This window comes from Microbacterium sp. NPDC057944 (assembly GCF_042887445.1).
In the GTDB taxonomy this organism is placed as follows: domain Bacteria; phylum Actinomycetota; class Actinomycetes; order Actinomycetales; family Microbacteriaceae; genus Microbacterium; species Microbacterium natoriense.
In genome coordinates this window covers 1,082,206-1,108,365 of record NZ_JBHVPJ010000002.1, presented here as the reverse complement: position 1 = coordinate 1,108,365, position 26,160 = coordinate 1,082,206, and the positions used below count along the sequence as shown (strand labels likewise).

The following is a 26,160-nucleotide window of genomic DNA, read 5'->3' as shown; positions in this document are numbered from 1 at the left end:
ATCCGCTCAGCGCATCATGCTCGATGCGCTGGGCGTCGAGTCCGCGCTCGATGGCGGGAGCCCCGTCGAGGCGTTGATGCGCCAGGCCGTCCCCGCATCGATCTTCACTCCTGCGCGCGGCGAGAGCGTGATCCCGCGCGCCGCGAGCGAGACCGAGGCTCTCGCCGAGCTGCGTGCTCTCGCATCGCGCAACACGGTGAACCGGCCGATGATCGGCCTCGGGTACTACGGCACGATCACGCCCAGCGTGATCCAGCGCAACGTGCTCGAGAACCCCTCGTGGTACACGGCCTACACGCCGTACCAGCCCGAGATCTCCCAGGGGCGTCTCGAGGCGCTCATCAACTTCCAGACGATGGTCTCCGAGCTCACCGGCCTCACCACCGCCAACGCGTCGATGCTCGACGAGTCGACGGCCGTGGTCGAGGGCATGCTGCTCGCCCGTCGCGCCTCGAAGTCGGGCTCGAACGTCTTCGTCGTCGACGCCGACGCCTTCCCGCAGACCAAGTCGCTGCTGAAGACGAGGGCGGATGCCGTCGGCATCGAGCTCGTGACCGTCGACCTCGCCGCGGGGGAGGAGCTGCCGGACGAGCTGTTCGGCGTGTTCGTGCAGTACCCCGCCGCCTCCGGTCGCGTGTGGGATCCGAGCGCTGTGATCGACGCCGCGCACCTCGCCGGCGGTCTGGCCGTCGTCGCCGCCGACCTGCTCGCCCTCACGCTCATCGCCTCGCCGGGCTCGCTCGGCGCCGATGTCGCGGTCGGCACGACGCAGCGCTTCGGAGTGCCGATGGGCTTCGGCGGACCGCACGCCGGCTACATGGCGGTGCGCGCGGGCCTCGAGCGTCAGCTGCCGGGTCGCCTCGTCGGCGTGTCGGTGGATGCCGACGGCAAGCCGGCCTACCGCCTGTCGCTGCAGACCCGTGAGCAGCACATCCGCCGCGAGAAGGCCACGAGCAACATCTGCACGGCGCAGGTGCTCCTCGCCGTGATGGCGTCGATGTACGCCGTCTACCACGGCCCCGACGGGCTGCGCGCGATCGCCGCCGACGTCGCCCGCAAGGCGGACGCGCTCGCGACGTGGCTCATCGAGCTCGGTCTCGATCTCGAACACGAGGCGTTCTTCGACACGCTCAGGGTCCGCGTCCCCGGGCGCGCCTCGGAGATCGCGGCGCTCGCGCACGAGTCGGGCTACCTCGTGCACGAGGTCGACGGCGACACCGTCGGCGTCTCGGTCGACGAGACGACCACGTTCACCGATCTCGATCGGGTCGCGGGATTCTTCGCGGCGGGGAGCGGCCGGTCCTTCGGCTACATCGCCGCATCCGATCACGGCCGCCTCCCCGAGGGGCAGCTGCGCAAGGACGAGTACCTCACGCACCCGGTGTTCCACGCGCACCGCAGCGAGACGGCCATGATGCGGTACCTCAAGAGTCTCGCCGACCGCGACTACGCGCTCGATCGCGGCATGATCCCGCTCGGTTCGTGCACGATGAAGCTCAACGCGGCCACGGAGATGGCCGCCATCACGTGGCCCGAGTTCGCCGGCATCCACCCCTTCGCGCCGCTGTCCGACGTCGGGGGCTACCTCGACCTCATCACGCAGCTCGAGGGCTGGCTGGCCGAGGTCACCGGCTACGACGCGGTGTCGCTGCAGCCCAACGCGGGGTCTCAGGGCGAGCTCGCCGGACTCCTCGCGATCCGCGGCTACCACCTCGCCAACGGCGATGACCAGCGCACCGTGTGCCTGATCCCGTCGTCCGCGCACGGCACGAATGCGGCATCCGCCGTTCTCGCCGGCATGAAGGTCGTCGTCGTCGCGTGCGACGAGCTGGGCAACGTCGACCTCGCCGACCTGCGCGCCAAGATCGCCGCACACGCCGCGGAGCTCTCGGCGCTGATGATCACGTACCCGTCGACGCACGGCGTGTACGAGCACGACGTGGTGGAGATCACCTCGGCTGTGCACGAGGCCGGCGGCCAGGTGTACGTCGACGGCGCCAACCTGAATGCTCTGCTCGGCTACGCGCGGTTCGGCGATCTCGGCGGAGACGTCTCGCACCTCAACCTGCACAAGACGTTCGCGATCCCGCACGGCGGCGGCGGCCCCGGTGTCGGACCCGTCGCGGCCAAGGCGCATCTCGCTCCGTTCCTGCCGTCGCACCCGCTCGCGCAGCGCGCGGAGCATGCGGGCGGCTTCGTGTTCGAGGGCGGTCCGGTGTCGGGCGCTCCCTACGGATCGGCCGGTGTCCTGCCGATCTCCTGGGCGTACGTGCGCATGATGGGCTCCGCCGGTCTCCGCGATGCGACCGCTGCGGCCGTGCTGTCGGCGAACTACATCGCCGCGCGCCTGGGAGAGCACTACCCGGTGCTCTACACGGGGGAGAACGGCCGGGTCGCACACGAGTGCATCCTCGACCTGCGCCCCCTCAAGGAGGCCACGGGCATCAGCGTCGACGACGTCGCCAAGCGGCTCATCGACTACGGCTTCCACGCGCCGACCATGTCGTTCCCCGTCGCGGGCACCCTCATGGTCGAGCCGACGGAGTCGGAGGACCTGGGCGAGATCGAGCGCTTCATCGAGGCGATGATCATGATCAAGGCCGAGGCGGATGCCGTGGCCGCCGGGCGCTGGCCCGCCGACGACAACCCGCTCGTGCACGCGCCGCACACCGCGGTCTCGCTGATCTCGGGGGAGTGGACCCACGCGTACACCCGCGAGGAGGCCGCATACCCGGTGCACGCGCTCGTCGCCGGCAAGTACTGGCCGCCGGTGCGCCGCATCGACCAGGCGTACGGCGACCGCAACCTCGTGTGCGCCTGCCCGCCGGTGGAGGCCTTCGCCTGACCCGCACCGTCTGACGCCGAACGGCGCCGTGCCTGACCCGCGAGGGGAGCACGGCGCCGTTCTGCTGTGTCCCGCGGTGTCGTCATGTGACGGGGATGTATCCAGATGATCGCAAGTCAGTAACGGTTCATTCACTTGGTGCGACCGGATGCCGCGCCCCGGGTTACGCTCAGATATCCCTGCGCACTCGATGACGCGTGCGCAGCCTGATGAATCGTCCACAGGAGGACATAAAGTGAAGCGCAACAAGATCGCCCTTGCGGGCATCGCGCTGTTCGCGACTAGCGCTCTGGCGCTCGCGGGCTGCGCGTCTGGCGGATCGGACAAGACCGACAAGGGCGACTCGTCCGGCTCGTCGACGGCCATCATCACGGCGAACGGCTCGGAGCCGGAGAACCCGCTCATCCCGACCAACACCAACGAGGTCGGCGGCGGCAAGATCCTCGACGCGATCTTCGCGGGCCTGGCGTACTACGACGGCAAGGGCGCGCTGGTCAACGACATGGCCGACGACATCAAGGTCGACAGCCCCGAGCAGCTCACCGTGACCCTCAAGAAGGGCCAGAAGTTCACGGACGGCACCGAGGTCAAGGCCGACAACTTCATCAAGGCGTGGAACTACGGCGCCCTGTTCTCGAACAAGCAGCTCAACCAGTCCTGGTTCAGCGACATCGTGGGCTTCAGCGACGCTGAGGACTCCGAGCTCACCGGCCTCAAGAAGGTCGACGACTACACGTTTACGATCGAGCTCACGAGCCCGGTCGCTGCGGACTTCGCGACGCGCCTCGGCTACTCGGCGTACTACCCGCTTCCCGACGTCGCCTTCGACGACATGGCGAAGTTCGGCGAGAACCCGATCGGCAACGGCCCGTACAAGCTCGACGGCGAGGGCGCGTGGCAGCACGACGTCAGCATCGCGCTCGTCAAGAACGACGACTACAAGGGTGACCGCACGGTCGAGAACGGCGGGCTCACGCTCACGTTCTACTCCTCCCTCGACGCCGCATACGCCGACCTCCTCTCGGGCGAGCTCGACGTGATCGACGCCATCCCGGACACCGCGATCGCCACGTTCCAGGACGAGCTGGGCGAGCGTGCCGTCAACCAGCCGGCCGCGATCTTCCAGTCGTTCACCATCGGCGAGCAGATCGCGCACTTCTCGGGCGAAGAGGGACAGCTGCGTCGCGCCGCCATCTCGATGTCGATCAACCGTGAAGAGATCACCGACAAGATCTTCAACGACACCCGCACGCCCGCCAGCGACTTCACCTCGCCGGTGCTCGACGGCTGGAGCGACTCCCTCAAGGGCGCCGACGTGCTGAAGTACAACCCTGACGAGGCGAAGAAGCTGTGGGCCGAGGCCGACAAGATCTCGCCGTGGTCGGGCACCTTCCAGATCGCGTACAACTCGGACAGCTCGCACCAGGCATGGGTCGACGCCGTTTCGAACTCGATCAAGAACACGCTCGGCATCGAGGCCTCCGGTGCTCCGTTCGTCGACTTCGCGACCCTGCGCGCCACGGTCAACGAGCGCGGCGCCGACGGCAAGCGCACGATCCAGACGGCCAACCGCTCCGGATGGCAGGCCGACTACCCGGGTCTGTACAACTTCCTGTTCCCGCTGTACTCGACCGGCGCTTCCTCGAACGACGGCGACTACGCGAATCCCGACTTCGACGCGCTGCTCAAGAAGGGCGCTTCGTCCAGCGACGCCGCTGACGCGATCAAGGACTACCAGGAGGCTCAGGAGATCCTCCTGAAGGACCTGCCCGCGATCCCGCTGTGGTACTCGAACGTCTCCGGCGGTTACGGCGAGTCGGTGAAGAACGTCACCTTCGGCTGGAACTCGGTGCCGCTCTACTACGAGATCACCAAGACGAAGTAATCCCATGGGAGAATAGGCCGCGAGGCGGCGACGTTCAACGTCGCCGCCTCGTGGCTTGTCCTATGGGTACGTCACCTCCACGAAAGGAGAACGATGCTCTCGTACATCATCCGGCGCCTGCTTCAGCTGATCCCCGTGTTCTTCGGGTCCACTCTGCTGATCTACGCCCTCGTCTTCCTGATGCCAGGGGATCCCATCGCCGCGCTCTTCGGCGACAAGCCTCCGGCACAGGCGCTGATCGATGCGATCCGCGCGCAGTACCACCTGGATCAGCCGTTCCTGGTGCAGTACTACTACTACATCGTCGGTGTCTTCAAGGGAGACATGGGCACGACCTTCTCCGGCCAGTCCGTGAATGAAGTCCTCGCCCGCACTCTCCCCGTCACCGGTCGGCTCGCGATCATGGCGATCGGGATCGAGTTCACCCTCGCGATCGTCGTCGGCACGTTCTCGGCGCTGCGCAAGGGCAAGCTCTTCGACCACGGCGCCCTGATCGTCTCGCTGGTATTCCTCTCCATGCCGATCTTCGTCGTGGCGTTCCTCGCCCAGTACTTCCTGGCGATCAAGCTGGGGTGGTTCAAAGCGACGGTCGGTGGTGAGAACGACTGGGGAGACCTCTGGCTCCCCGCGATCGTGCTCGGTCTCAGCCTGTTCGCGACGAGCATGAGGCTCATGCGCGGGTCGGTGCTCGATACGCTCAACCAGGAATGGGTCCGCACGGCGTACAGCAAGGGGCTCTCTCGCCGTCGAGTGATCCCCGTGCACGTCCTGCGCAACTCGTTGATCCCGGTGATAACCAACTCCGCGACCAACTTCGGCGTGCTGCTGGTCGGGGCCACCGTCACGGAGTTCATCTTCAACATCCCCGGCGTCGGCAACACCCTCTTCCACGCGACGCTCAAGCACGAGGGGCCAACCATCGTCTCCTTCGTGACCGTGTTCGTCATCATCTACGTCCTGGTGAACCTGGTCGTGGACCTGCTCTACGGACTTCTCGACCCGAGGATTCGCTATGTCAGTCGATAACTCTTCGCACTACATCGCGCCGGTCGCCGGGCCGGCGCCCGCCACGGACGCAGTCCGTGTGTCCGGAAAGCCCGCGAGCCTCTGGCGCGATGGATGGCGCGACCTGCGTCGTCGTCCGCTGTTCTGGATCTCGCTGGCCGTCGTCGCCCTCGTGCTGCTCATGGCGGTGTGGCCGACGCTGTTCACGCAGACCCCGCCGAACGACAACTGCCAGTTGGCGAACTCGAACGAGGGTCCGACCGCCGGGCACCCGCTCGGCTTCACCTTCCAGGGATGCGACATCTACGCCCGCATCGTCTGGGGGGCGCGCACGTCACTGAGCGTCGGTCTGCTGTCGACCATCATCGGCTCCGGCATCGGGCTCATCATGGGCGCCCTCGCCGGTTACTACGGCGGATGGCTCGACGCGCTGCTCTCGCGCATCGGCGACATCTTCTTCTCGATCCCCTACGTGCTCGCGGCCGTCATCGTGATGACGGTGTTCTCGCAGTACCGCAACGTGTTCACCCTCGCCCTCGCCATCGGCGGGTTCGCGTGGGCGTCCACGGCACGTGTCGTGAGAGCCGAGATCCTCAGGGTGAGGCAAGCGGAGTTCGTCACGGCATCCACCGCGCTCGGGCTCTCCCGCTTCCGCATCCTGCTCGGCCACGTCATCCCGAACGCGATCGCACCGCTGCTCGTTCTCACGACGCTGTCGCTCGCGGCGGCGATCGTGGCCGAGGCGACGCTGACGTTCCTCGGTGTGGGGCTCGGAGACGGGATCATGTCGTGGGGTGCGGACATCAGCAAGGCGCAGTCCTCGCTGCGCATCGCCCCGATGTCGCTGATCTATCCGTCGATCGCGCTCACGGTGACCGTGCTCGCGTTCATCATGCTGGGCGAGCTCATCCGAGACGCCCTCGACCCGAGAGCGAGGGCGAGCCGATGACCCGCAAGGAAGGCGTGCCGCCGATCCTCAGCGTTCGCGGACTGAAGGTGGCGTTCAAGGGCCAGGACGGGATGCGCGAGGTCCTCCACGGGATCGACCTCGACATCCACCCCGGCGAGACCGTCGCGATCGTGGGGGAGTCGGGGTCAGGAAAGTCCACGACCGCCACCGCGATCGTGAACCTGCTGCCGGGGACCGGGCGGATCACCGAGGGATCGGTGACGCTCTCCGGACGTGAGCTGACGACCCTCGGCCGTGAGGAGATCGAGCAGGTCAGAGGCCGTGACATCGGCTTCGTCCCACAGGACCCGATGGCCAGCCTGAACCCGGTGTGGAGCATCGGCTTCCAGGTCAAGGAGGCGATCAGGGCCAACGGCCTCGCCCAGGGGCGCCAGCAGGTCAAGGATCGTGCGATCGAGGTGCTGCAGCAGGCGGGGCTCGCGGATGCCGCGAACCGACTGCACCAGTACCCGCACCAGTTCTCCGGGGGCATGCGCCAGCGAGCGCTCATCGGGATCGGCCTCGCGGCCGACCCGAAGCTGCTCATCGCAGACGAGCCGACCTCGGCTCTGGATGTGACGGTGCAGCGGGTGATCCTGGATCACATGGCCTCGCTGACCGAGGAGCGCGACACGGCGGTGCTGCTCATCACCCACGATCTCGGACTCGCCGCTGAGCGGGCCTCGACGATCATCGTGATGAACAACGGCAACATCGTCGAGTCGGGTCCGAGCCTGGACATCCTGCAGAATCCGCAGCACCCGTACACGAAGCGGCTCGTCGCCGCGGCGCCCAGCGTCGCGTCCCAGCGCATCCAGGCCCAGGTCGAGGATCGCGGGATCGAGACGCTGGCTGACCTGTCGGCGATCCCGCCGACGGTTCGGGTCGCGGGGCTCACGAAGGACTACAAGATCCGTCAGGGTCTGCTCCGCAGCGAGCCCTTCCGTGCGGTCGACGACGTCTCGTTCGAGATCCCCCGGGGCAAGACGCTCGCGCTCGTCGGCGAGTCCGGTTCGGGCAAGTCCACCGTCGCGAAGATGGTGCTCAAGCTCGAGGAGCCGACGAGCGGCATGATCGAGGTCGACGGCCAGGACGTGTCGAAGTTCTCGGCCGCGCAGGCCTTCGCGCTCCGTCGTCGGATGCAGCCGGTGTTCCAGGACCCCTACGGGTCGATGGACCCGCTGCGCAACATCGGCAACACGATCGCGGAGCCGCTCGACATCCATCGCATCGGGGACGCCGCGTCCCGACGTGAGCGGGTGCTCGAGCTGCTCGATCAGGTCTCGCTGCCGCAGGCGCTGATCACGCGCTATCCGAACGAGTTGTCCGGCGGTCAGCGTCAGCGCGTGGCCATCGCCCGCGCGCTGGCGCTCAAGCCCGACATCGTCGTGCTCGACGAGGCCGTCTCGGCACTCGATGTGCTGGTGCAGGACCAGATCCTGAAGCTGCTCGCCGAGCTGCAGTCGGAGCTGGATCTCACCTACCTGTTCATCACCCACGACCTCGCGGTCGTGCGTGTGTCGAGCGACCTCGTCTGCGTCATGGAGCGCGGTCGCATCGTCGAGCAGGGCACCGTCGACGAGATCTTCGCGAACCCGCAGCAGGAGTACACCGAGAAGCTGCTGCACGCGATCCCCGGCGCCTCCATCCCGTTGGCCGGTCAGTGACGGCGAACCCACCCTCGGGTTCGGAGAGCGGGCGGACCTTCCGTCCGCTCTCCGGGCCCGTGACCCTCGTCCTCGCGGGGCTGATCGCGCTCTTCCTGCTCGGCGACGCCGTCGTCCGCGCAGGCTGGGCGCAAGCGGCGCTGCTCGCACCCTGGGTGCTGCTGGCGCTGTGGGTCCTGTACGAGATCAGCTTCGTGTCCCGCGTGCAGGTCGACGATCGCGGCGCCTCCGTGCAGAACATGCTGCGGCGCACCTCGTTCGGCTGGAGTCGTGTGAAGGACATCGATCTGCGCTGGCAGCTCGAGTTCACCTTCGAGGACGGGAGCAAGACCTCCTGCTACGGCGGTCCTGCACGATCCCGTCCGCGGCGCAGCAGGATGCGCGAAGACGACCCCACGCCGCCCCGCGGCGGCGAGCACGACCTCGCCGACATCACCGCGCTGTGGCGCACCGCATCCTTCGAAGCGGATGCTCCGATCGTCCGGTCCTGGGACCTGCGGGCGCTCTTCGCCCTCGGAGTGATCGTCGTCTGGGTCGTCGCATCGGTCCTCATCGCGAACTCCTGACGCCCGAGCTCAGCCGGGAAGGCCGAACAGCGCGGGCCAGGTGGCGGCCGCCCAGGGGTAGCCGACGAAGACGGTCGCATCGATGGCGAAATGCGCCACGAGGAACGGCAGCAGGCGCCCGGTGCGCTGGAACAGCCAGCCGAACAGCAGGCCCATCGCGAAGTTGCCGATGAAGGCGCCCGGCCCCTGGTAAAGGTGGTAGCTGGCGCGCAGGGCCGAGGTCGCCAGGATGATCGTCCACGGTCCCCAGTCGAGCTGCTTCAGCCGAGCGAAGAGGTAGCCGAGCACGACGAACTCCTCCTGCAGCGCCGCTCGCGCGGCGGAGAGAAGCAGAACGGGGACCGTCCACCAGTAGGCGTCGAGCCCTCCGGGGTCGACGGCGACGAAGAGTCCGCTCGCGCGCCCGACGATGTACAGAGCGAGACCGGGGACGCCGATCGCCACCACGAGCAGGATGCCGCGCCCGGCATCCCGTCCGATCCGGGTGCCGTCGAGGCCGAGCCGACCCAGATGCGGGCGCGAGCTCTGCCAGAGCAGGAAGCACACCAGGATCACGGGGACCAGCGAGAATCCGATCGACAGGACCTGGTAGACGAGGTCGAAGACCTCACGGTCGCTTCGCGAGGGGTTGAGCGTCGCCGTCTGATCCGCGAGGGGAGTGGAGTCGGTCAGCCGGTAGGCCAGCTGCACGACCGCGTAGACCGCGGACTGGCCGAGACCGAGGCCGAGCACGATGGCGATCTCCCACCAGATGCGGGCGCGAGAGGGGGTGTGGGACGGGTCGACGCTGGTCACGCACCCGATCGTACGACCTGCGCTCAGGAACCGGCTGCGCGCATACGGTATCCTGGAACGTCGGGTTCCCGGCGTTTCCCACCACCTTCTTAGGATTCCTGCATGGCGCACGCCCTCCGTTCAGACCTCCGCAACGTCGCAATCGTCGCTCACGTCGACCACGGCAAGACCACCCTCGTCGACGCGATGCTCCGCCAGACGGGCTCGTTCGGCGAGCACTCGCACGTCGAGGAACGCGCGATGGACTCCAACGACCTCGAGCGTGAGAAGGGCATCACGATCCTCGCCAAGAACACGGCGATCACGTACAAGGGCAAGCACGCCGACGGCAAGGAGATCACGATCAACGTGATCGACACCCCCGGCCACGCCGACTTCGGCGGCGAGGTCGAGCGCGGCCTGTCCATGGTCGACGGCGTCGTGCTGCTCGTCGACGCGAGCGAGGGACCGCTGCCGCAGACCCGCTTCGTCCTGCGCAAGGCTCTCGAGTCCAAGCTCCCCGTCATCCTCCTGGTCAACAAGACCGACCGCCCCGACGCCCGCATCGCGGAGGTCGAGGAGGAGGCGCACGACCTGCTGCTGGGTCTGGCATCCGACCTCGTCGACGACGTGCCCGACCTCGACGTCGACGCCCTGCTCGACGTGCCGGTCGTGTACGCGTCCGGTCGTGCCGGCGCCGCGTCGCAGAACCGTCCCGCCGACGGCTCGCTGCCCGACAACGACGACCTCGAGCCGCTGTTCGAGGCGATCCTCGAGCACGTGCCGGCTCCGGCGTACGACGACGAGGCTCCGCTGCAGGCCTGGGTCACCAACCTCGACTCCAGCCCGTTCCTCGGCCGCCTCGCCCTCCTGCGCGTCTTCAACGGCACGCTCAAGAAGGGCCAGACGGTCGCCTGGGTGCGCGCCGACGGCACCACCAGCAACGCCCGCATCACCGAGCTGCTGAAGACCCGCGCCCTCGAGCGCTACCCGGCCGAGTCCGCGGGCCCCGGCGACATCGTCGCCATCGCCGGCTTCGAGAACATCACCATCGGCGAGACCATCGCCGACCCGGATGACGTCCGTCCTCTCCCGGCGATCACGGTCGACGACCCCGCCATCTCCATGACCATCGGCACGAACACGTCGCCGCTCATGGGCAAGGTCAAGGGGCACAAGCTCACCGCTCGCATGGTGAAGGACCGCCTCGACAAGGAGCTGATCGGCAACGTCTCGCTGAAGGTCGTCGACATCGGCCGCCCCGACGCGTGGGAGGTTCAGGGTCGCGGAGAGCTGGCCCTCGCCATCCTCGTCGAGAACATGCGCCGCGAGGGCTTCGAGCTCACCGTCGGCAAGCCGCAGGTGGTCACCAAGAAGATCGACGGCAAGACCTACGAGCCGTTCGAGCACCTCACGATCGACACGCCGGAAGAGCACCTCGGTGCGATCACGCAGCTCCTCGCGAACCGCAAGGGCCGCATGGAGAACATGACCAACCACGGCACCGGCTGGGTACGCATGGAGTTCATCGTCCCGTCGCGCGGCCTCATCGGCTTCCGCAGCGAGTTCCTCACCACGACCCGCGGCACCGGCATCGCGAACGCGATCTCGCACGGGTACGAGCCGTGGGCCGGACAGATCACCACGCGCCAGAACGGCTCGATCGTCGCCGACCGTCAGGGCGTCGTGACGCCGTTCGCGATGATCGCGCTGCAGGAGCGCATGTCCTTCTTCGTGCAGCCCACGCAGGAGGTCTACGAGGGCATGGTCATCGGTGAGAACTCGCGTGCAGACGACATGGACGTGAACATCACCAAGGAGAAGAAGCTCACCAACATGCGCTCGGCGAACGCCGACAACTTCGAGTCGATGACGCCTCCGCGTCTGCTGACCCTCGAGGAGAGCCTGGAGTTCGCGCGTGACGACGAATGCGTCGAGGTGACTCCGGAGAGCGTTCGCATCCGCAAGGTGATCCTCGACCAGACCGTGCGCGGCCGTGAGACCTCTCGTCTCAAGCGTCAGGACGCGAACGCCTGAGAATAGCCTGCGAGGTCGCTAGCCAGCACCTCCACGAAAGGGCCCCGTACCGCCGAGATGGCGCGTACGGGGCCCTTTTCTCATGAATTGTCCAGGTCGGACAGATTTTTCGTTCAGGAAGCGCGTACAGACTCGAAGACTTGCGCCTGGGACGAGCTCCCGATGAGTCTCCTGCGATGGCGTACGACGACCCGAAAGTCGACCTCTTCATGCTTCAGAACACCCGTGCGCTTCAGCGCGCCGCCGCAGCGGCATCCGCCCGAGCCGCCGTCACCTCTCGTCGCCCGACCCTGCTCTTCGGCGCCGCGACCGCCGCGATCCTCGGGATCGCCCTGACGGTGGGGTTCACCTCCGCATCGGCGGCCGGAGCCGAGAACGGCGCACCGGCCCCGGCAGCGGCCCAGCTGGTGGCCGGCACCGTGCCGCTGGCGAAGATCGCCGACGAGGCCTCCACGTCGCTCGTGGAGGCGCGAGGTGCCGTGACCGCGGCCGAGAATCTCGCGGCCGACGTCGTGTCGTCGGGTCTCGATGTCGGTCCGATCGATGCGACCGTCGACACGAGCGAGCTCCGGGACGGCATCGACGCGCTCAAGGAGCGCGACGTCATGCCGCCGATGATCCTCGCCGTGCGCTCGGCCGACCTCGTCCAGGAGACGGACGAGGTCGTCGCCGCAACGGCCAGCCTGCAGTCCGCGTTCTCTGCGGCCCAGGCGAAGAAGGCTGCGGAGGATGCGGCCCGCGCGGCAGCGGAGCAGGCAGCCGCGGCGGCAGCGGCCCTCGCAGCGGCGAACACCCCTGACGGGGCGAAGGCCACTGCCCAGTCGATGGCCGCGAGCCAGTACGGCTGGGGAGCGGACCAGTTCTCCTGCCTCAGCTCGCTGTGGAACAAGGAGTCGAGCTGGAACTACCAGGCCCACAACCCGTCGGGCGCCACGGGCATCCCGCAGGCCCTACCCGGGAGCAAGATGGCCTCCGCGGGCTCCGACTGGCAGACCAACGCCGCCACGCAGATCGCCTGGGGTCTCGGCTACATCTCCTCCGTGTACGGCACTCCGTGCAGCGCCTGGGGTCACTCCCAGGCCACCAACTGGTACTGATCGCAAGTCGCGGGCCTCGCGTGAACCACGCTTGCCGCCGCGAAGGGCGGGTGCCTCGTGCAGGCACCCGCCCTTCGCGACGACTCGGGGGTCAGCGCAGCTCGGAGATGAGGACGGCGCTGGTGCCCGCGGTGACCGCTTCGAAGACGTGCGGGGCGTCACCGGGGTAGGTGAGGTAGTCGCCGGGGTTCAGGAGCACGGGGTCCTCGGCCGGCCCGACCTGTGCTCGACCCGTCATGAGGACGACGTGCTCGATGGTGCCGGGGTGGTGCGGGTCGGACCTCCTTGCGTCTCCGGGTTCGGCCTTGATCAGGTAGATGTCCCGGCGCGCACCGGGCGGGCTCGCCGAGAGCAGCGTCGCGCTGTAGGCGGCCGCCGATGACGGCACCCCGGCGAGGTCGTCGGCGCGGATCAGGGTGGGAGCGTGCGACTGCTGGTCGACGAGCACGGCGAACGGCACCCCGAGCGCCACTCCGAGCGCCCACAGCGTCTCGACGCTCGGATTGCCCGCCCCGCTCTCGAGCTGCGACACCGTGGCCTTCGATACGCCGGCACGACGTGCGAGCTCGGAGACGGAGATCGCCGCGGCCTCCCGCTCTCGACGCAGGGTCCGTGCGATGCGGGTGCGCAGATCTTCCATGTGTTCATCATGTCAAACGATCGTTCGCTTGACTATGCACCCCGGCGTGTTCAGAATGATGTTCATGTGTTCATCGAATCGAACGGTGTCTCCGTGAGCGCCGAGCGCGAGGTGTGGCGGGAGGCGCTCGGGGTCGTGCTCGCGACCAGCGCCTACGGCATCTCGTTCGGAGCCCTCGCGGTGGCGGCAGGCCTCGATGTCTGGCAGGCCTGTGTGCTGAGCCTGCTGATGTTCACCGGCGGCTCGCAGTTCGCCTTCGTCGGGGTCTTCGCCGCCGGCGGACTCGCCGCCCTGCCGTCCGCAGTCGCCTCGGCCGCACTGCTGGGTGTGCGCAACGTCGCCTACGGCATGCGGATGTCGCCGATCATCGGCGGGGGAGCGATGCATCGCGCCTCGGCCGCGCACTTCACGATCGACGAATCGACCGCCGTCGCGATCTCGCAGAGCGATCCTCGGCTGCGACGGATCGGGTTCTGGGTGACGGGCATCGGCATCTTCGCCGGCTGGAACGTCACCACTCTCATCGGCGCGCTCGTCGGCGACGTTCTCGGCGATCCCCGGGGGTGGGGGCTGGATGCCGCGGCGGCCGCCGCATTCCTCGCGCTCCTGTGGCCCCGGCTGAAGCAGCGTCAGGCCATCGCGGTCGGTGCTGCCGCGGCCGTGGTCGCGGCATCCCTCACCCCGTTCATCATGCCGGGGCTCCCCGTGCTGGTCGCCGCCCTCGTCGCGATCCTGGTCGGCTGGTTCAACTGGTTCAGCGCGCCTGCCCCGCGCACGGAGGCCGGCACATGAGCCTGTGGGGCGCGATCCTGCTCGCCGCCATCATCTGCCTCTCTCTGAAGGCCGTGGGGTATCTGGTGCCTCCCCGGGTGCTCGAGGAGCCGCGTCCCGCTCGCATCTCCGATCTGCTCACGGTCGCCCTGCTCGCCGCCCTTGTCGCGGTCCAGACGCTGGGAGCCGGGCAGGCGGTCGTCGTCGACGCGCGGGTGCCCGCGCTCCTGGTCGCCGCCGGGCTGCTGTGGTTGCGGCAGTCGTTCCTCGTCGTGGTGTTCGCGGCGGCGCTCGTCGCCGCGCTGCTGCGCCTCACGGGCCTCGCCGCCTGAGCCGCCCCCGTGCGTCCATAGGGTGCGCGCGTAGGATCGAGGGGTGAAGTGGCTCTCGAAGATCGTGTCGTGGATCGCCGCGGCGATGGTCGGCGGTGTCTTCGGCGTCGCCGGGACCATCGCCCACAGCGTGATGTGGGGTCCCGTCCCGATCGGGATCATCATCGGCACGATCGCCTGCGGATCGATCCTGATCGGCATCCGCGCCCTCACGCATGACCGTGCGGCCACGGTCGCGGCCGGACTCGGGATGGTCGGGATGCTGATGCTGATCTCCGGCGTCGGCCCCGGCGGATCCGTGGTCGTCCAGAACACGCCCGCCGGACAGGTGTGGATCTACATCGTCGCCGGTCTGGTGCTGCTCACCGTGGCGTGGCCCTCTTTCCGGCGCCTCCCGGTGCGCACCGAGGCGGCCGCGCCGGCGCCTGAGGCGGACGCGCGCGCGTAGACTGATCTCGTGACGTATGTGATCGCCCTTCCGTGCGTCGATGTGAAGGATCGTGCCTGCATCGACGAGTGCCCCGTTGACTGCATCTACGAGGGTGAACGCTCGCTGTACATCCACCCCGACGAGTGCGTGGACTGCGGCGCCTGCGAGCCGGTGTGCCCCGTGGAGGCGATCTACTACGAGGACGACCTCCCCGAGGAGTGGCAGGACTACTACAAGGCCAACGTCGAGTTCTTCGACGAGATCGGCTCGCCCGGCGGCGCCGCCAAGGTCGGCGTCATCGCGCACGATCACCCCATCATCTCGGCGCTCCCGCCGCAGGGCGAGTAGCCGGTGAGCGTCCGCGACCTGGCTGACTACCCCTGGGATGCGGTCGTCCCTTACCGCGACAGGGCAGCGCAGCATCCGCGCGGCATCGTCGACCTCTCCATCGGATCCCCGGTCGATCCGACGCCCGAGATCGTGCGCAGGGCGTTGGCGGAGGCCACGGACGCGCACGCCTACCCGCAGACCGTCGGCACCCCCGCGCTGCGCGAGGCGATCGTCGACTGGTACTCCCGACGCCGCGGAGTGAGCGACCTGACCGTCGCGAACGTCCTCCCGACGATCGGCTCCAAGGAGCTGGTGGCTCTGCTGCCGACGCTGCTCGGACTCGGCGACGGCGACATCGTCGTGCATCCGCGCATCGCGTACCCGACGTATGAGGTGGGCGCCCGGGTGGCCGGAGCGACCCCTGTCGCCCTCGACGACCCCGCGGAATGGCCCGAGGGCGCGAAACTCATCTGGATCAACTCCCCGGGCAACCCCGACGGCCGCACCTGGACGGTCGAGGAGCTGCGCGTCGCCGTCGAGCGCGCGCGCGAGCTGGGCGCCGTTCTCGCCAGCGACGAGTGCTACGCGGAGCTCGGCTGGGACGGACGCTGGGCGAGCGAGCCGATCCCCTCGATCCTCGACCCTCGTGTGACGGGGGGAAGCCGGGCGAATCTGCTCAGCGTCTACTCCCTGAGCAAGCAGTCCAATCTCGCGGGGTACCGAGCGGCCTTCGTTGCCGGATGCGCGCGCATCGTGGGGGAGCTGCTCACCGCCCGCAAGCATCTCGGTCTCATGCCGCCGGCGCCGGTGCAGCACGCCATGGCCGTGGCTCTGGGCGATGAGGAGCACGTCCGCTTGCAGAAGGAGCTGTACCGCACCCGTCGTGACGCGCTTCGTCCGGCGCTGGTGGCCGCAGGCTTCCGCGTCGACGGATCCGAGGCGGGTCTGTACCTCTGGGCGACCGAGGGGCGTGACGCCTGGGAGAGCATGGACCGCCTGGCCGGTCTCGGCATCCTCGCCGGCCCCGGTCCGTTCTACGGCGCCCACTCCGGTGATCACATCCGGCTGGCGCTGACGGCTCCGACGGATCGCATCCTGGAGGCCGCTCGTCGCCTGAATGGTGAGAATCTGTAGGTTCTCCCTCGAAGTCCGCTGTCCTTTTGGCGGATGTCACAGTTGGTCATGGCGGCTACTAGGCTGTAAAGGCGATTCGGTCGTGACCCGACCTGGCGCTGTGCGCCGTGACATCGCCACTTCCGGCTTGATCAACACCCTTGAGGAGGCCCGCGTGAGCGCAGGGGCAGAGCAGCAGGCTACGGCGAAGCTGACGATCGGTGAGACCACCGCAGAATTCCCCGTGGTGCGAGGCACCGCAGGACACGACAGCATCGATTTCTCGACCCTGACCCGCCAGACGGGCTACACCGGACTCGACTACGGATTCGTCAACACCGCGTCCACGAAGTCCGCCATCACCTTCATCGACGGCGACAAGGGCATCCTGCGCTATCGCGGCTACCCGATCGAGCAGCTCGCGGGGCAGACCAGCTATCTCGAGGTCGCCTGGCTGCTCATCTACGGCGAGCTCCCCTCGGCATCCGAGCTCGCGGAGTTCGACGAGAAGATCCGTCGCCACACCCTTCTGCACGAGGACCTCAAGCGCTTCTTCTCCGCGCTGCCGCACACCGCGCACCCGATGTCCGTGCTGTCCTCGGCGGTGGCCGCCCTCTCGACCTACTACGAAGGTCAGACCGATCCGCACAACCCCGAGCACGTCGAGCTGAACATGGTCCGCATGCTCGCCAAGCTGCCCGTGATCGCGGCGTACGCGCACAAGAAGAGCGTCGGGCAGGCGTTCCTCTACCCCGACAACTCGCTCGGCTTCGTCGAGAACTTCCTCAAGCTCAACTTCGGGGTGCACTCCGAGGAGTACCAGGTCAACCCGGTCATGTCGAAGGCCCTCGAGCTGCTGCTCATCCTCCACGAGGACCACGAGCAGAACGCATCGACCTCGACCGTCCGCCTCGTCGGATCGACCGGAGCGAACCAGTTCGCCTCGATCTCCGCCGGCATCCAGGCCCTGTCCGGCCCGCTGCACGGCGGAGCGAACGAGGCCGTCCTCACCATGCTCGGCCAGATCCGCGACTCCGGCCAGAGCGTGTCGCGCTTCGTCGACCGGGTGAAGAACAAGGAAGAGGGCGTGAAGCTGATGGGCTTCGGGCACCGGGTCTACAAGAACTACGACCCGCGCGCGAAGCTCGTCAAGGAGGCCGCCGGCGAGGTTCTCGCCGAGCTCGGCGTGACCGATCCGCTGCTCGACCTGGCGCAGGAGCTCGAGGAGATCGCCCTCGCCGACGACTACTTCAAGGAGCGGCGTCTCTACCCGAACGTCGACTTCTACACGGGCGTGATCTACAAGGCGATGGGCTTCCCGACGCGGATGTTCACCGTGCTGTTCGCGATCGGCCGCCTTCCCGGATGGCTCGCGCAGTGGCGCGAGCTCCAGCTCGACCCGCAGACGAAGATCGGTCGCCCGCAGCAGCTCTACACAGGGTCTCCCGAGCGCACGTTCCAGACCCGCTGAGGCTCCGGCCGCGATGCCTGTCGTCAGCGCGGAGGCGATCGTTCCGGTCGATCCTGCGACGGCATTCGCGGTGTCGCAGACGACGGGATCCGTCCGGCGACGCTGGGATCGCTTCATCAGCGAGCAGCATCTCCTCGACGGAGCGGATGCCGCAGCCAAGGGCGTGCGGACTTTCACTCGCCAGCGCTTCGGCTTCGGCATGGTGAGCCGCTACGTCTCCTACGCTCCGCCGACCAACGTCGGCATGGTGATGGAGCGCGGTCCGTGGTTCTTCGAGAAGCTCGGAGGCGGATGGCGCTTCACCGAGGTCCCGGAGGGGACGCTCGCGGTCTGGAAGTACAACTTCTCCTGCCGGCCCCGCTGGCTGGCTCCCGTGGCCGAGTGGATCGGCGCCCGCGTCCTCGGCTTCGAGATCAGGCGCAGGCTCGCCGGGTTCGTGACCGGATGCTCGGACCCGGCCGTCCTCGCGGCCGTACAGCACTGACACAGCCCTGCCCGTGCCCCTTTCCCGGGCAGACGCCGACGCCCCACCTGCGCATCGACGCCCCATCGCGCTGACGTCTGTCAGGCGGGGCGTCGACGGCCAGATGGGGCGTCGATGCGGAAGGGTGCGGGTCAGCGACCCTGACGGGGCGCGCCGCCGCGGCGCTGGCCGCCCTGCGACTGGCGCTGGCCGCCCTGGCGGGCGCCGGCGGGCTGGCCCTGGCCACCCGCGCCGCTGCCTGAGCTGCGACGACGGCGACGGGCGGGCGGGTTCGCCGCCCCGCTCTTCTCACCGCCGGCCGGGCGCTGCTTCGGCGCCTGGCGCTGCTGCTGCACCGGTGCGGGGCGCACATGCGGCGCGCGCTCCGGGACGAGCTCGGTGACGGCGGCCGTCGTGAGCTCCTCGAGCGGGGCCGTGATCGCGGCCTTGCGCAGGAGGTCCTTCACGTCACGGCGCTGCTCGGGCAGCACGACCGTCACGACGGTGCCCGCGGCGCCGGCGCGAGCCGTGCGGCCTGAGCGATGCAGGTACGCCTTGTGCTCCATGGGCGGGTCGACGTGGACGACCAGGTCGACGTTGTCGACGTGCACGCCGCGTGCGGCGACATCGGTCGCGACGAGCACGCGCACGCCGCCGTCATCCGGGTCGGAGGAGAACGCGCCCAGGTTGCGCTCACGCGCGTTCTGCGACAGGTTTCCGTGCAGATCGACCGCGGGGATGCCCGCGGCGGTGAGCTGCTTGGCGAGCTTCTTCGCCTGGTGCTTGGTGCGGGTGAAGAGGATGCGACGGCCGGTGCCCGACGCGAGGTCGCGCACGAGCGTGGTCTTGTTCTCGGTGGAGTCGACGACGAGCACGCGGTGCGTCATCTCGCCGACCGGCACGCTCTCCTCGTCGACCTCGTGGCTGACCGGGTTCGAGAGGAAGCGGCGGGCGAGGCTGTCGATGCCCCGGTCCAGCGTGGCGCTGAACAGCAGGCGCTGTCCACCGGCGGGCGTCGCCTGGAGGATGCGGGTGACACCGGGCAGGAAGCCGAGGTCGGCCATGTGGTCGGCCTCGTCGAGCACGGTGACCTCGATCGCGCTGAGGCGCACGACCTGCTGCTTCATGAGGTCTTCGAGGCGGCCGGGGCAGGCCACGACGATGTCGACGCCGCCACGCAGCGCCTGCTCCTGCGGACGCTGGCTGACGCCGCCGAAGACGGTCGTGACGGAGAGGCCGGCGGCCTCGGCGAGCGGGGCGACGGTCGCGGCGATCTGGGTGGCGAGCTCGCGGGTAGGTGCGAGCACCAGACCGCGCGGGAGGCCGGAGCGGCGCTTGCCGCCGGAGGCGGCGAGGCGGGCGACGAGGGGCAGGGCGAAGGCGATGGTCTTGCCGCTGCCCGTGCGTCCGCGGCCGAGCAGGTCGCGTCCGGCGAGGGAGTCGGGAAGGGTGTCGCGCTGAATGGCGAACGCCTCGGTCTTGCCGGAGGCGGCGAGAACGGCGGCGAGCTCGGCGGGCACGCCGAGATCAAGGAAAGAAGACATAGAGAAAGCTCCGTAGGGCGCACGTATGACGGCGAGCCTGATAAAGGTGGGTATGAGGTGGGCGACGGCGCAGACAGCGCATCGGTTCGCCGTTCGAAAAGGCCAGGCTGATTGCTGGTTGTGGGAGCAGATCTCTGCTCGCTTCGGTCCTCGGAGACCCCGTTACGACGACGACGTCGCTCGACTGGCGGTACGAGCAACGCCGCCCAGTCTATCAGTGACCGGGCGGCGTGAGCTGAGCGCGCGCCGTATCAGCGCGTCGCGTCGTCTCGGGCGTCGAGTTTCAGGCGTGCAGGGCCTCGTTGAGCGTGACGCCGACGCCGGTGCGGCGTACGGCCTCGACCGCCCCGCTCAGCGAGTTGCGCCGGAAGAGGAGGCCGTCCTGACCGGAGAGGTCGGCGCCCTTGACGGTCTTCTTCGTGCCGTCGGCGGTCACGGGACCGTCGACGAGGACGATCTTCGTGCCGGCGGTGACGTAGAGACCCGCCTCGACCACGCAGTCGTCGCCGAGGGAGATTCCGATGCCGGCGTTCGCACCGAGCAGGGTGCGCGCACCGATCGAGACGCGGTGCGCGCCGCCGCCGGAGAGCGTGCCCATGATCGACGCGCCTCCGCCGATGTCGCTGCCGTCGCCGACGACGACGCCCTGCGAGATGCGTCCCTCGACCATCGATGCGCCGAGAGTGCCCGCGTTGAAGTTCACGAAGCCCTCGTGCATCACGGTGGTGCCGGGGGAGAGGTGCGCGCCGAGGCGCACGCGGGAGGCATCTGCGATGCGGACGCCTGCGGGCTGCACGTAGTCGGTCAGACGCGGGAACTTGTCGAGCCCGGCGACCTGGATGCCCGCGCGCTGCAGCAGCGGACGCAGCCGGTTGGCGTCGTCGGGGTGCACGGGACCGGCGTTGGTCCAAGCGACGTTCGGGAGATGGGCGAAGATGCCGTCGAGGTTGAGCTCGTTCGGGCGCACCACGAGGTGCGAGAGGGCATGCAGGCGCAGGTAGGCATCGGCCGTCGAGGTCGGCGCCGCATCGAGGTCGATCACGAGGTGAACGGTCTCGACGGTCACGTTGCGACGCTCGTCCGGACCCGCCAGCGCCTCGAAAGTGATCAGTCCGGCCGCGGTGTCGCCGGCATCCGGCGTCCCCGTGCCGACCTCGGGGAACCAGGCGTCCAGAACGGTGCCGTCTCCGGCGATCGTCGTGAGACCAGTACCCCATACCGTGCGCGCGTCAGTCATGCCTTCAACGGTAGCGTCCATCGGCCGAGCGGTTCTCGCATGTGTCGCTCGGAGTTCTCGCAGATGCCGCGCTGAGTAGGCTGGTGACATGGTGCTCGATCTGACCGCGTCCTCCGTCGAACTCACTCGCGCGATCTGCGACATCCCCAGCGTCTCGGGCGATGAGAAGACCCTCGCCGATGAGATCGAGGCGGCGATCTCCGCGTACGGACACCTCGAGGTGATCCGCCACGGCAACACGATCGTCGCCCGCACCGATCTCGGTCGCGCGCAGCGCGTGGCGATCGCCGGCCACATCGACACCGTGCCGATCAACGGGAACGTTCCGACGAAGGACATCGAGATCGACGGGCAGCCCTACCTGTGGGGCAGGGGCACCGTCGACATGAAGGCGGGCACGGCCGTGCAGTTGAAGCTCGCCGCCGAGCTGTCCGATCCCGTCGTCGACATCACGTGGATGTGGTACGACAACGAGGAGGTCGAGGCGTCGAAGAACGGCTTGGCGCTGCTCGCCGCCGATCGCCCCGAGCTCTTCGCCGCCGACTTCGCGATCCTGGGTGAGCCGTCGAACGGCGAGGTCGAGGGCGGATGCAACGGCACGCTGCGCGCCGTCGTGCGCACCCACGGCGTCCGCGCCCACGCGGCGAGAGCGTGGATCGGCGAGAACGCGATCCACAAGGCCGCGCCGATCCTCTCCCGTCTCGCCGAGTACCGGGCACGGGAGGTCGAGGTCGAGGGGCTGCTGTACCGGGAGAGCCTCAGCGCGGTGCGCATCGCCGGGGGCGTCGCCGGCAACGTCATCCCCGACGCGTGCGAGGTCGAGGTCAACTACCGGTTCGCGCCGAGCGCATCGGCCGCTGAGGCCGAGGAGCACATCCGCAGCGTGCTCGCCGGGTTCGACGTCGAGATCACGGATGCCGCCGAAGGTGCGCGTCCCGGTCTGGACGCACCGATCGCGAAGCAGTTCGTCGAGGCGGTCGGCGCGGTGCCGCAGCCGAAGTACGGCTGGACCGACGTCGCCCGGTTCTCGGCTCTCGGCATCCCTGCCGTGAACTACGGACCGGGGGATCCGCACCTCGCCCACCACGACGAGGAGCGGGTGCCGCTCGCCCAGATCGACGCCGTCGAGCGCGGACTGCGCGCATGGCTCACCTCGCACTGATCGCGGCGCGCCGCTGGGCGCACGTCCCGCATGCGGCGCGCATCGCCGTGATCTATGTGGTCGCGCGCCTGGTCACGACCGCCTTCCTGATCATCGCCGCGACCCAGTCCACGTCTCTGTCGCGCTTCGGGGCACAGCCGGGACTCGGGACCTTCGTGCTCGGCTGGGATGCGCAGTGGTACTGGTCGGTCGCCGACTTCGGATACCCGACGACGCTGCCGCTCACCGATTCCGGCGGTGTCGCGGAGAACACCTGGGCGTTCATGCCCCTGTACGCATATGCGGCGAAGATCGTGGGCCTTCCGTTCGGGTCCTGGGGAGCAGGGGCCTTCCTGATCTCGCTGGTGGCCGGGTACTTCGCGTGCCTCGTGCTGCACCGTCTGCTGCGCGACAGGATCGGTCGTTCGGCCGCGACCTGGGCTGTGATCTTCTTCGCGGCGGGACCGATCGCCGCGATGTTCCAGGTGGGATACGCCGAGACGCTGTTCCTCCTGCTTCTGTTCCTGTCGCTCGACGCTGTCGCCCGCCGACGATATGCGCAGCTGTATCTGCTGATCCCGCTGATGGCCTTCACCCGACCCGGGGTGCTCGCCTTCGCGCTCTACCTCGGCCTGCACGGCATCCTGCGGTGGATCCATCGCCGGAGCGACCCGCTGCCGAGCAGGGAGATCCTTCACATCGTCGCGGCGGGCGCCCTCGCGACGGCATGCGGCTTCGCCTGGCAGGTGATCGCGGGCATCGCCACGGGAGATCCCGGAGCCTATCTCGCGACCGAACTCGCCTGGCGCGCGAACTGGATCATCGGCGGCGTCGAGGGCTTCATCCCCTTCGAGGGGTGGGTTCAGGCATCCCAGTTCTGGTTCGGGCAGTGGGGGATGCCGCAGTCCTGGGGTCCGATCGCTCTGGCGCTTCTCGTGGTGGCGGCCGGCATCGTGCTCCTCTACTCGCGCAGTGTGCGCGTGCTGGGCGCCGATCTGAGGCTCTGGAGCGCCAGCTACCTGCTGTATCTCCTCGCGGTCTTCTTCCCGCAGTCGAGCACGTTCCGGCTGCTTCTCCCGCTGAGCCCGCTGTGGGGAGCGGTGGCGGTACCGCGATCCCGGCTGTGGCGTCTGGCGGTTCTCCTCGCCTGTCTCGCCGGTCAATGGGCCTGGATCCACTACGTCTACGCGCTCGGGAACACCTTCTGGCAGGTGCCGTGAATGTAAATGATTGATGCATTTCTTCACAGGCGACATCCCGAGCTCGGTGACACCCGATAAACTGATTGCATACCACCGAGGAAAAGGAGCCACGATGGCAGCGATGAAGCCAAGGACCGGAGACGGACCTATGGAGGCCGTGAAAGAAGGACGACTCATCATCGTGCGTGTCCCGCTCGAGGGAGGCGGACGCCTTGTCGTCTCCGTGAACGATGCTGAGGCGAAGGAGCTTCACGACGTGCTCGCCGCAGTCGTGACGCCGGCCTGACACACTTCGAACTCTGAGAAGAGGGCGACGGATCTTCGGATCCGTCGCCCTCTTCCTCGTCTCGGGGCAGCGCGAGTGCGGCGCGGCGCGTCGAACCGTTGGAAACGGCGGGTTCAGCGCATTGCGACCCGCGATGGGCGACGTCTCGCGCAGGAAAGAGGCTCGCGCGGCGGGAGTGCCTCAGTCGGCTTCGATGCTGATGAGCTGCAGCAGACCCTCGCCCGCGGGAGAGACCGTCGCCAGCACCGCAGAGGATTCCTGGGTCTCCTGGACGAGCGAGCGGTACGCCGAGGTGACCTCGTCGCGCTGCACGGGGTCGGCGACGCGACCTCCGGCGAGGATCCGCGGGACGAGCACCATGCCGCCCGTCCTGACCAGGCGCAGGCCGTGCTCGACGTAGTCGATGACGTTCTCCGCGTCGGCATCGACGAGGACGATGTCGTAGGAGGCCTCGTTCATGCGGGGGAGCACGTCCGCCGCGCGTCCGGTGATGAATCGCGCCTTGGTCGCAGGGATGCGCGCGTCGGCGAACGCCTGACGCGCCGCGGCGAGGTGCTCCGGCTCGTTGTCGATCGACGTGAGCACCGCCTGAGGGGCTCCGCGCAGCAGCCAGAGCCCGGAGACTCCCGCTCCCGTCCCGATCTCGACGATCGACCGGGCGCCGGTGGCCGCGGCGAGCACGGCGATCTGCGAGCCGACCGCTGCGCTGATGGGCGCGGCGCCGAGCTCGACCGCGTGTGCGCGGGCGCGGGCGATGGATGTCGGCTCCACGATGGATTCGCGGAGGAAACGCGCGTTCGCGTCGTGCTCGCTCATAGCCCTGGTTCTCCCGCCTGAGGTGTGACTTCTCCCAGGGTATGCGGTCGGCGTGCATCGAAGAGGCAGGCGCGGCGGTAGCCTGGACAGATGCAACTCGGGATCTCGTTCGAGAAGATTCTGCTGATCGGGCTGATCGCGGTTCTCATCGTGGGTCCTGACCGCCTGCCCCGCTACGCCGAGGCGTTCGCGAAACTGGTCCGTCGCGGCGGCGAGATGCTGCGCGACACCAAGTCGCGGGTGCGCGAGGAGATGGGTCCGGAGATCGACGACGTCGACTGGCGCAAGCTCGACCCGCGCCAGTACGACCCGCGCCGCATCATCCGCGACGCGCTGTTCGACGACGGTCCCGCCCCGGCGGCTGCGGCATCCGCGGCGCTCGCGGAGCCGACCCCCGCCGCACCGCGTTCGCCGATCGAGAGGCCGGAGTTCTCGCGCACGAGCCTTCCGCCGTTCGACGTCGAAGCCACGTGAGCGACGGGTCGACGCAGCAGAGGCACAGGGATCAGGTCGCGTTCGCCGCGGCGGCGCTGTGCGCGATCACGGGTGTGCTGATCTGGATGCTCTGGGTTCTGCCCATCGCCCGGTCCGTCGGCGAGGCTGTTCCGACTCCGGTGGGCGACAGCATGACGGTGGAACTCGCCGCCGGCGAATCCGCAGGCCTCTGGGGGAGCGGGCAGTCCGTCGTGTTCGGCACCGTGGACTGCTCCGTCGTGTCTCCGGATGGAGACCCCGTGACGCAGCACGGCCCCCCAGCGCTCACCTGGGACGACACGGTGTGGTGGATGAATCCGCGGCCGGGTTTCGAGCAGTTCGCGCAGTTCACCGCCGCGGATGCCGGTACGCACAGGGTGAGCTGCGTCGACTCCCTCGACACCTACGGGGGCGAGTACCTCGTCGCGGGAGACACGTTCGGCTCGGGGAGCATCGGGCTCGGCCGCACCGGTTCGAACGACTTCGCGGTCGGCACGCTGCTCGCGTTCGGCGCCGTCGTCTGCCCGCTCTTCGCGGTGCTGGTCGTCATCGTCATCCCGCTGCGGCGGCTGCGCGACCGACGCAGGGCGCGCCGCTGACTCAGCCGATCTTCGCGCGGAGGGTCGCGATGTCCTCGTCGGTGAGGAGCGCGCGGGGCACGGCGGTGACCACTGACGCCTTGCGCAGCTTCAGCAGCACGGCGTCCCGTCCGGCGCGGACGCTCTGGAACTCGGCATACGGCACCGTCGAGGTGCGGGTGGCGGCGCCGATCCTCAGCGCATCGTCGCCGACGGACACCCATACGTCCGTCCCCGGGGCCATCGCCGCGCGCACGGCCCGGCGTGCGGACGCCACGGTCAGCCAGACGGCGTAGAGGCCGAGCAGGGTCACGGCGACCGGCATCCAGGCGGTGAGCGCCCCTGCGCCGCTTCCTGCGGCGTCGAGGTTCAGGATGCTGGTGATCAGGGCCGCGACGAGGGCCGCCCACATCACGAGCGCCCAGGGACGGGTGAGCGAGTAGATGGACGCGTCGCGTGCCATGCGGCGCAGCAGGCTCTCGTCGACCGTGAGGGATCCGTTCATTC

General features: G+C 68.7%; 26 protein-coding genes. 20 read left to right on the top strand and 6 right to left on the bottom strand.

Annotated features, from left to right (window positions below; all coding sequences use genetic code 11):
• The first annotated feature begins 16 nt into the window (after positions 1 to 16).
• The 6 genes from gcvP to ACFVRO_RS14695 all read left to right on the top strand — a co-directional run bounded on the left by gcvP (position 17) and on the right by ACFVRO_RS14695 (position 8,917).
• On the top strand, positions 17 to 2,845 hold the full coding sequence (gene gcvP, locus ACFVRO_RS14720; RefSeq protein ID WP_386954490.1) for an aminomethyl-transferring glycine dehydrogenase: 2,829 nt from the start codon (positions 17 to 19) through the stop codon (positions 2,843 to 2,845).
• Positions 2,846 to 3,080: 235 nt separating this feature from the next.
• Entirely contained in the window at positions 3,081 to 4,730 is a 1,650-nt protein-coding gene (locus ACFVRO_RS14715) for an ABC transporter substrate-binding protein (protein ID WP_386953567.1), read from the top strand.
• A 93-nt stretch (positions 4,731 to 4,823) separates the two neighbouring features.
• On the top strand, positions 4,824 to 5,756 hold the full coding sequence (locus ACFVRO_RS14710) for an ABC transporter permease (protein WP_105672544.1): 933 nt from the start codon (positions 4,824 to 4,826) through the stop codon (positions 5,754 to 5,756).
• A complete protein-coding gene (locus ACFVRO_RS14705; protein WP_386953564.1) occupies positions 5,743 to 6,684 on the top strand; it encodes an ABC transporter permease in 942 nt (313 codons plus the stop codon). Before ACFVRO_RS14710 ends, ACFVRO_RS14705 begins: the two co-directional genes overlap by 14 nt.
• Positions 6,681 to 8,351, top strand: coding sequence for a dipeptide ABC transporter ATP-binding protein (locus ACFVRO_RS14700; protein WP_386953561.1), 1,671 nt, complete (start codon positions 6,681 to 6,683; stop codon positions 8,349 to 8,351). Before ACFVRO_RS14705 ends, ACFVRO_RS14700 begins: the two co-directional genes overlap by 4 nt.
• A 59-nt stretch (positions 8,352 to 8,410) precedes the next feature.
• Positions 8,411 to 8,917, top strand: coding sequence for a PH domain-containing protein (locus ACFVRO_RS14695; RefSeq protein ID WP_386953558.1), 507 nt, complete (start codon positions 8,411 to 8,413; stop codon positions 8,915 to 8,917).
• A 9-nt stretch (positions 8,918 to 8,926) separates the two neighbouring features.
• On the opposite strand, the gene ACFVRO_RS14690 is transcribed toward ACFVRO_RS14695, so the two are convergent.
• Complete coding sequence (locus ACFVRO_RS14690) at positions 8,927 to 9,712, bottom strand: CPBP family intramembrane glutamic endopeptidase (RefSeq protein ID WP_386953555.1); 786 nt, start codon at positions 9,710 to 9,712, stop codon at positions 8,927 to 8,929.
• Positions 9,713 to 9,814: 102 nt separating this feature from the next.
• Here ACFVRO_RS14690 and typA point away from each other — a divergent pair, with 102 nt between their 5' ends.
• Together typA and ACFVRO_RS14680 are read left to right on the top strand one after the other, a co-directional pair.
• Positions 9,815 to 11,728, top strand: a complete 1,914-nt coding sequence (typA, locus tag ACFVRO_RS14685) for a translational GTPase TypA (protein WP_223586736.1) — start codon at positions 9,815 to 9,817, stop codon at positions 11,726 to 11,728.
• A gap of 176 nt (positions 11,729 to 11,904) precedes the next feature.
• Positions 11,905 to 12,825 carry a phospholipase gene (locus tag ACFVRO_RS14680; RefSeq protein WP_386953552.1) on the top strand — a complete coding sequence of 307 codons (921 nt, stop codon included), beginning with the start codon at positions 11,905 to 11,907 and terminating at the stop codon, positions 12,823 to 12,825.
• A 91-nt stretch (positions 12,826 to 12,916) separates the two neighbouring features.
• Here ACFVRO_RS14680 and ACFVRO_RS14675 read toward each other — a convergent pair whose 3' ends face one another.
• The gene (locus ACFVRO_RS14675) at positions 12,917 to 13,465 is read right to left on the bottom strand and encodes a helix-turn-helix domain-containing protein (RefSeq protein WP_386953549.1); all 549 of its coding nucleotides are present in this window, start codon (positions 13,463 to 13,465) and stop codon (positions 12,917 to 12,919) included.
• 93 nt (positions 13,466 to 13,558) lie between these two features.
• On the opposite strand from ACFVRO_RS14675, the gene ACFVRO_RS14670 reads away from it, so the two are divergent.
• The 7 genes from ACFVRO_RS14670 to ACFVRO_RS14640 all read left to right on the top strand — a co-directional run bounded on the left by ACFVRO_RS14670 (position 13,559) and on the right by ACFVRO_RS14640 (position 18,396).
• Positions 13,559 to 14,257, top strand: coding sequence for an AzlC family ABC transporter permease (locus ACFVRO_RS14670; protein ID WP_386953547.1), 699 nt, complete (start codon positions 13,559 to 13,561; stop codon positions 14,255 to 14,257).
• Positions 14,254 to 14,568, top strand: coding sequence for an AzlD domain-containing protein (locus ACFVRO_RS14665; RefSeq protein ID WP_386953545.1), 315 nt, complete (start codon positions 14,254 to 14,256; stop codon positions 14,566 to 14,568). Before ACFVRO_RS14670 ends, ACFVRO_RS14665 begins: the two co-directional genes overlap by 4 nt.
• A 43-nt stretch (positions 14,569 to 14,611) precedes the next feature.
• Positions 14,612 to 15,016 carry a histidinol dehydrogenase gene (locus ACFVRO_RS14660; RefSeq protein ID WP_223586732.1) on the top strand — a complete coding sequence of 135 codons (405 nt, stop codon included), beginning with the start codon at positions 14,612 to 14,614 and terminating at the stop codon, positions 15,014 to 15,016.
• A gap of 9 nt (positions 15,017 to 15,025) precedes the next feature.
• Positions 15,026 to 15,346 (top strand): ferredoxin, encoded by a 321-nt coding sequence (gene fdxA, locus ACFVRO_RS14655; RefSeq protein WP_091231642.1) that lies wholly within the window; start codon positions 15,026 to 15,028, stop codon positions 15,344 to 15,346.
• Between the two features lie 3 nt (positions 15,347 to 15,349).
• A complete protein-coding gene (dapC, locus tag ACFVRO_RS14650; protein ID WP_386953542.1) occupies positions 15,350 to 16,462 on the top strand; it encodes a succinyldiaminopimelate transaminase in 1,113 nt (370 codons plus the stop codon).
• 154 nt (positions 16,463 to 16,616) lie between these two features.
• The gene (locus ACFVRO_RS14645) at positions 16,617 to 17,912 is read left to right on the top strand and encodes a citrate synthase (protein WP_105672536.1); all 1,296 of its coding nucleotides are present in this window, start codon (positions 16,617 to 16,619) and stop codon (positions 17,910 to 17,912) included.
• A 13-nt stretch (positions 17,913 to 17,925) separates the two neighbouring features.
• Positions 17,926 to 18,396 (top strand): SRPBCC family protein, encoded by a 471-nt coding sequence (locus ACFVRO_RS14640; RefSeq protein ID WP_386953540.1) that lies wholly within the window; start codon positions 17,926 to 17,928, stop codon positions 18,394 to 18,396.
• A gap of 131 nt (positions 18,397 to 18,527) precedes the next feature.
• Here ACFVRO_RS14640 and ACFVRO_RS14635 read toward each other — a convergent pair whose 3' ends face one another.
• Together ACFVRO_RS14635 and dapD are read right to left on the bottom strand one after the other, a co-directional pair.
• The gene (locus ACFVRO_RS14635; protein WP_386953537.1) at positions 18,528 to 19,919 is read right to left on the bottom strand and encodes a DEAD/DEAH box helicase; all 1,392 of its coding nucleotides are present in this window, start codon (positions 19,917 to 19,919) and stop codon (positions 18,528 to 18,530) included.
• A 283-nt stretch (positions 19,920 to 20,202) separates the two neighbouring features.
• Positions 20,203 to 21,156, bottom strand: coding sequence for a 2,3,4,5-tetrahydropyridine-2,6-dicarboxylate N-succinyltransferase (gene dapD, locus ACFVRO_RS14630; protein WP_105672533.1), 954 nt, complete (start codon positions 21,154 to 21,156; stop codon positions 20,203 to 20,205).
• 88 nt (positions 21,157 to 21,244) lie between these two features.
• Between dapD and dapE the strand changes: the two genes are divergently transcribed.
• The 3 genes from dapE to ACFVRO_RS14615 all read left to right on the top strand — a co-directional run bounded on the left by dapE (position 21,245) and on the right by ACFVRO_RS14615 (position 23,785).
• Positions 21,245 to 22,318, top strand: coding sequence for a succinyl-diaminopimelate desuccinylase (dapE, locus tag ACFVRO_RS14625; protein ID WP_386953535.1), 1,074 nt, complete (start codon positions 21,245 to 21,247; stop codon positions 22,316 to 22,318).
• On the top strand, positions 22,300 to 23,517 hold the full coding sequence (locus ACFVRO_RS14620; RefSeq protein WP_386953532.1) for a hypothetical protein: 1,218 nt from the start codon (positions 22,300 to 22,302) through the stop codon (positions 23,515 to 23,517). The genes dapE and ACFVRO_RS14620 overlap by 19 nt, the downstream gene beginning before the upstream one ends.
• A 94-nt stretch (positions 23,518 to 23,611) precedes the next feature.
• Positions 23,612 to 23,785: a DUF3117 domain-containing protein gene (locus tag ACFVRO_RS14615; protein ID WP_067122349.1), complete on the top strand. Its 174-nt coding sequence runs from the start codon at positions 23,612 to 23,614 to the stop codon at positions 23,783 to 23,785.
• Positions 23,786 to 23,965: 180 nt separating this feature from the next.
• On the opposite strand, the gene ACFVRO_RS14610 is transcribed toward ACFVRO_RS14615, so the two are convergent.
• A complete protein-coding gene (locus ACFVRO_RS14610; RefSeq protein WP_386953530.1) occupies positions 23,966 to 24,601 on the bottom strand; it encodes an O-methyltransferase in 636 nt (211 codons plus the stop codon).
• A gap of 90 nt (positions 24,602 to 24,691) precedes the next feature.
• Here ACFVRO_RS14610 and ACFVRO_RS14605 point away from each other — a divergent pair, with 90 nt between their 5' ends.
• Entirely contained in the window at positions 24,692 to 25,075 is a 384-nt protein-coding gene (locus ACFVRO_RS14605) for a twin-arginine translocase TatA/TatE family subunit (RefSeq protein ID WP_386953527.1), read from the top strand.
• Positions 25,072 to 25,674, top strand: a complete 603-nt coding sequence (locus ACFVRO_RS14600) for a hypothetical protein (protein WP_386953525.1) — start codon at positions 25,072 to 25,074, stop codon at positions 25,672 to 25,674. The genes ACFVRO_RS14605 and ACFVRO_RS14600 overlap by 4 nt, the downstream gene beginning before the upstream one ends.
• Position 25,675: 1 nt before the next feature.
• Here the strand turns inward: ACFVRO_RS14600 and ACFVRO_RS14595 are convergent, their stop codons facing one another.
• Positions 25,676 to 26,158 carry a YcxB family protein gene (locus ACFVRO_RS14595; protein ID WP_386953524.1) on the bottom strand — a complete coding sequence of 161 codons (483 nt, stop codon included), beginning with the start codon at positions 26,156 to 26,158 and terminating at the stop codon, positions 25,676 to 25,678.
• Between the last annotated feature and the right edge of the window lie 2 nt (positions 26,159 to 26,160).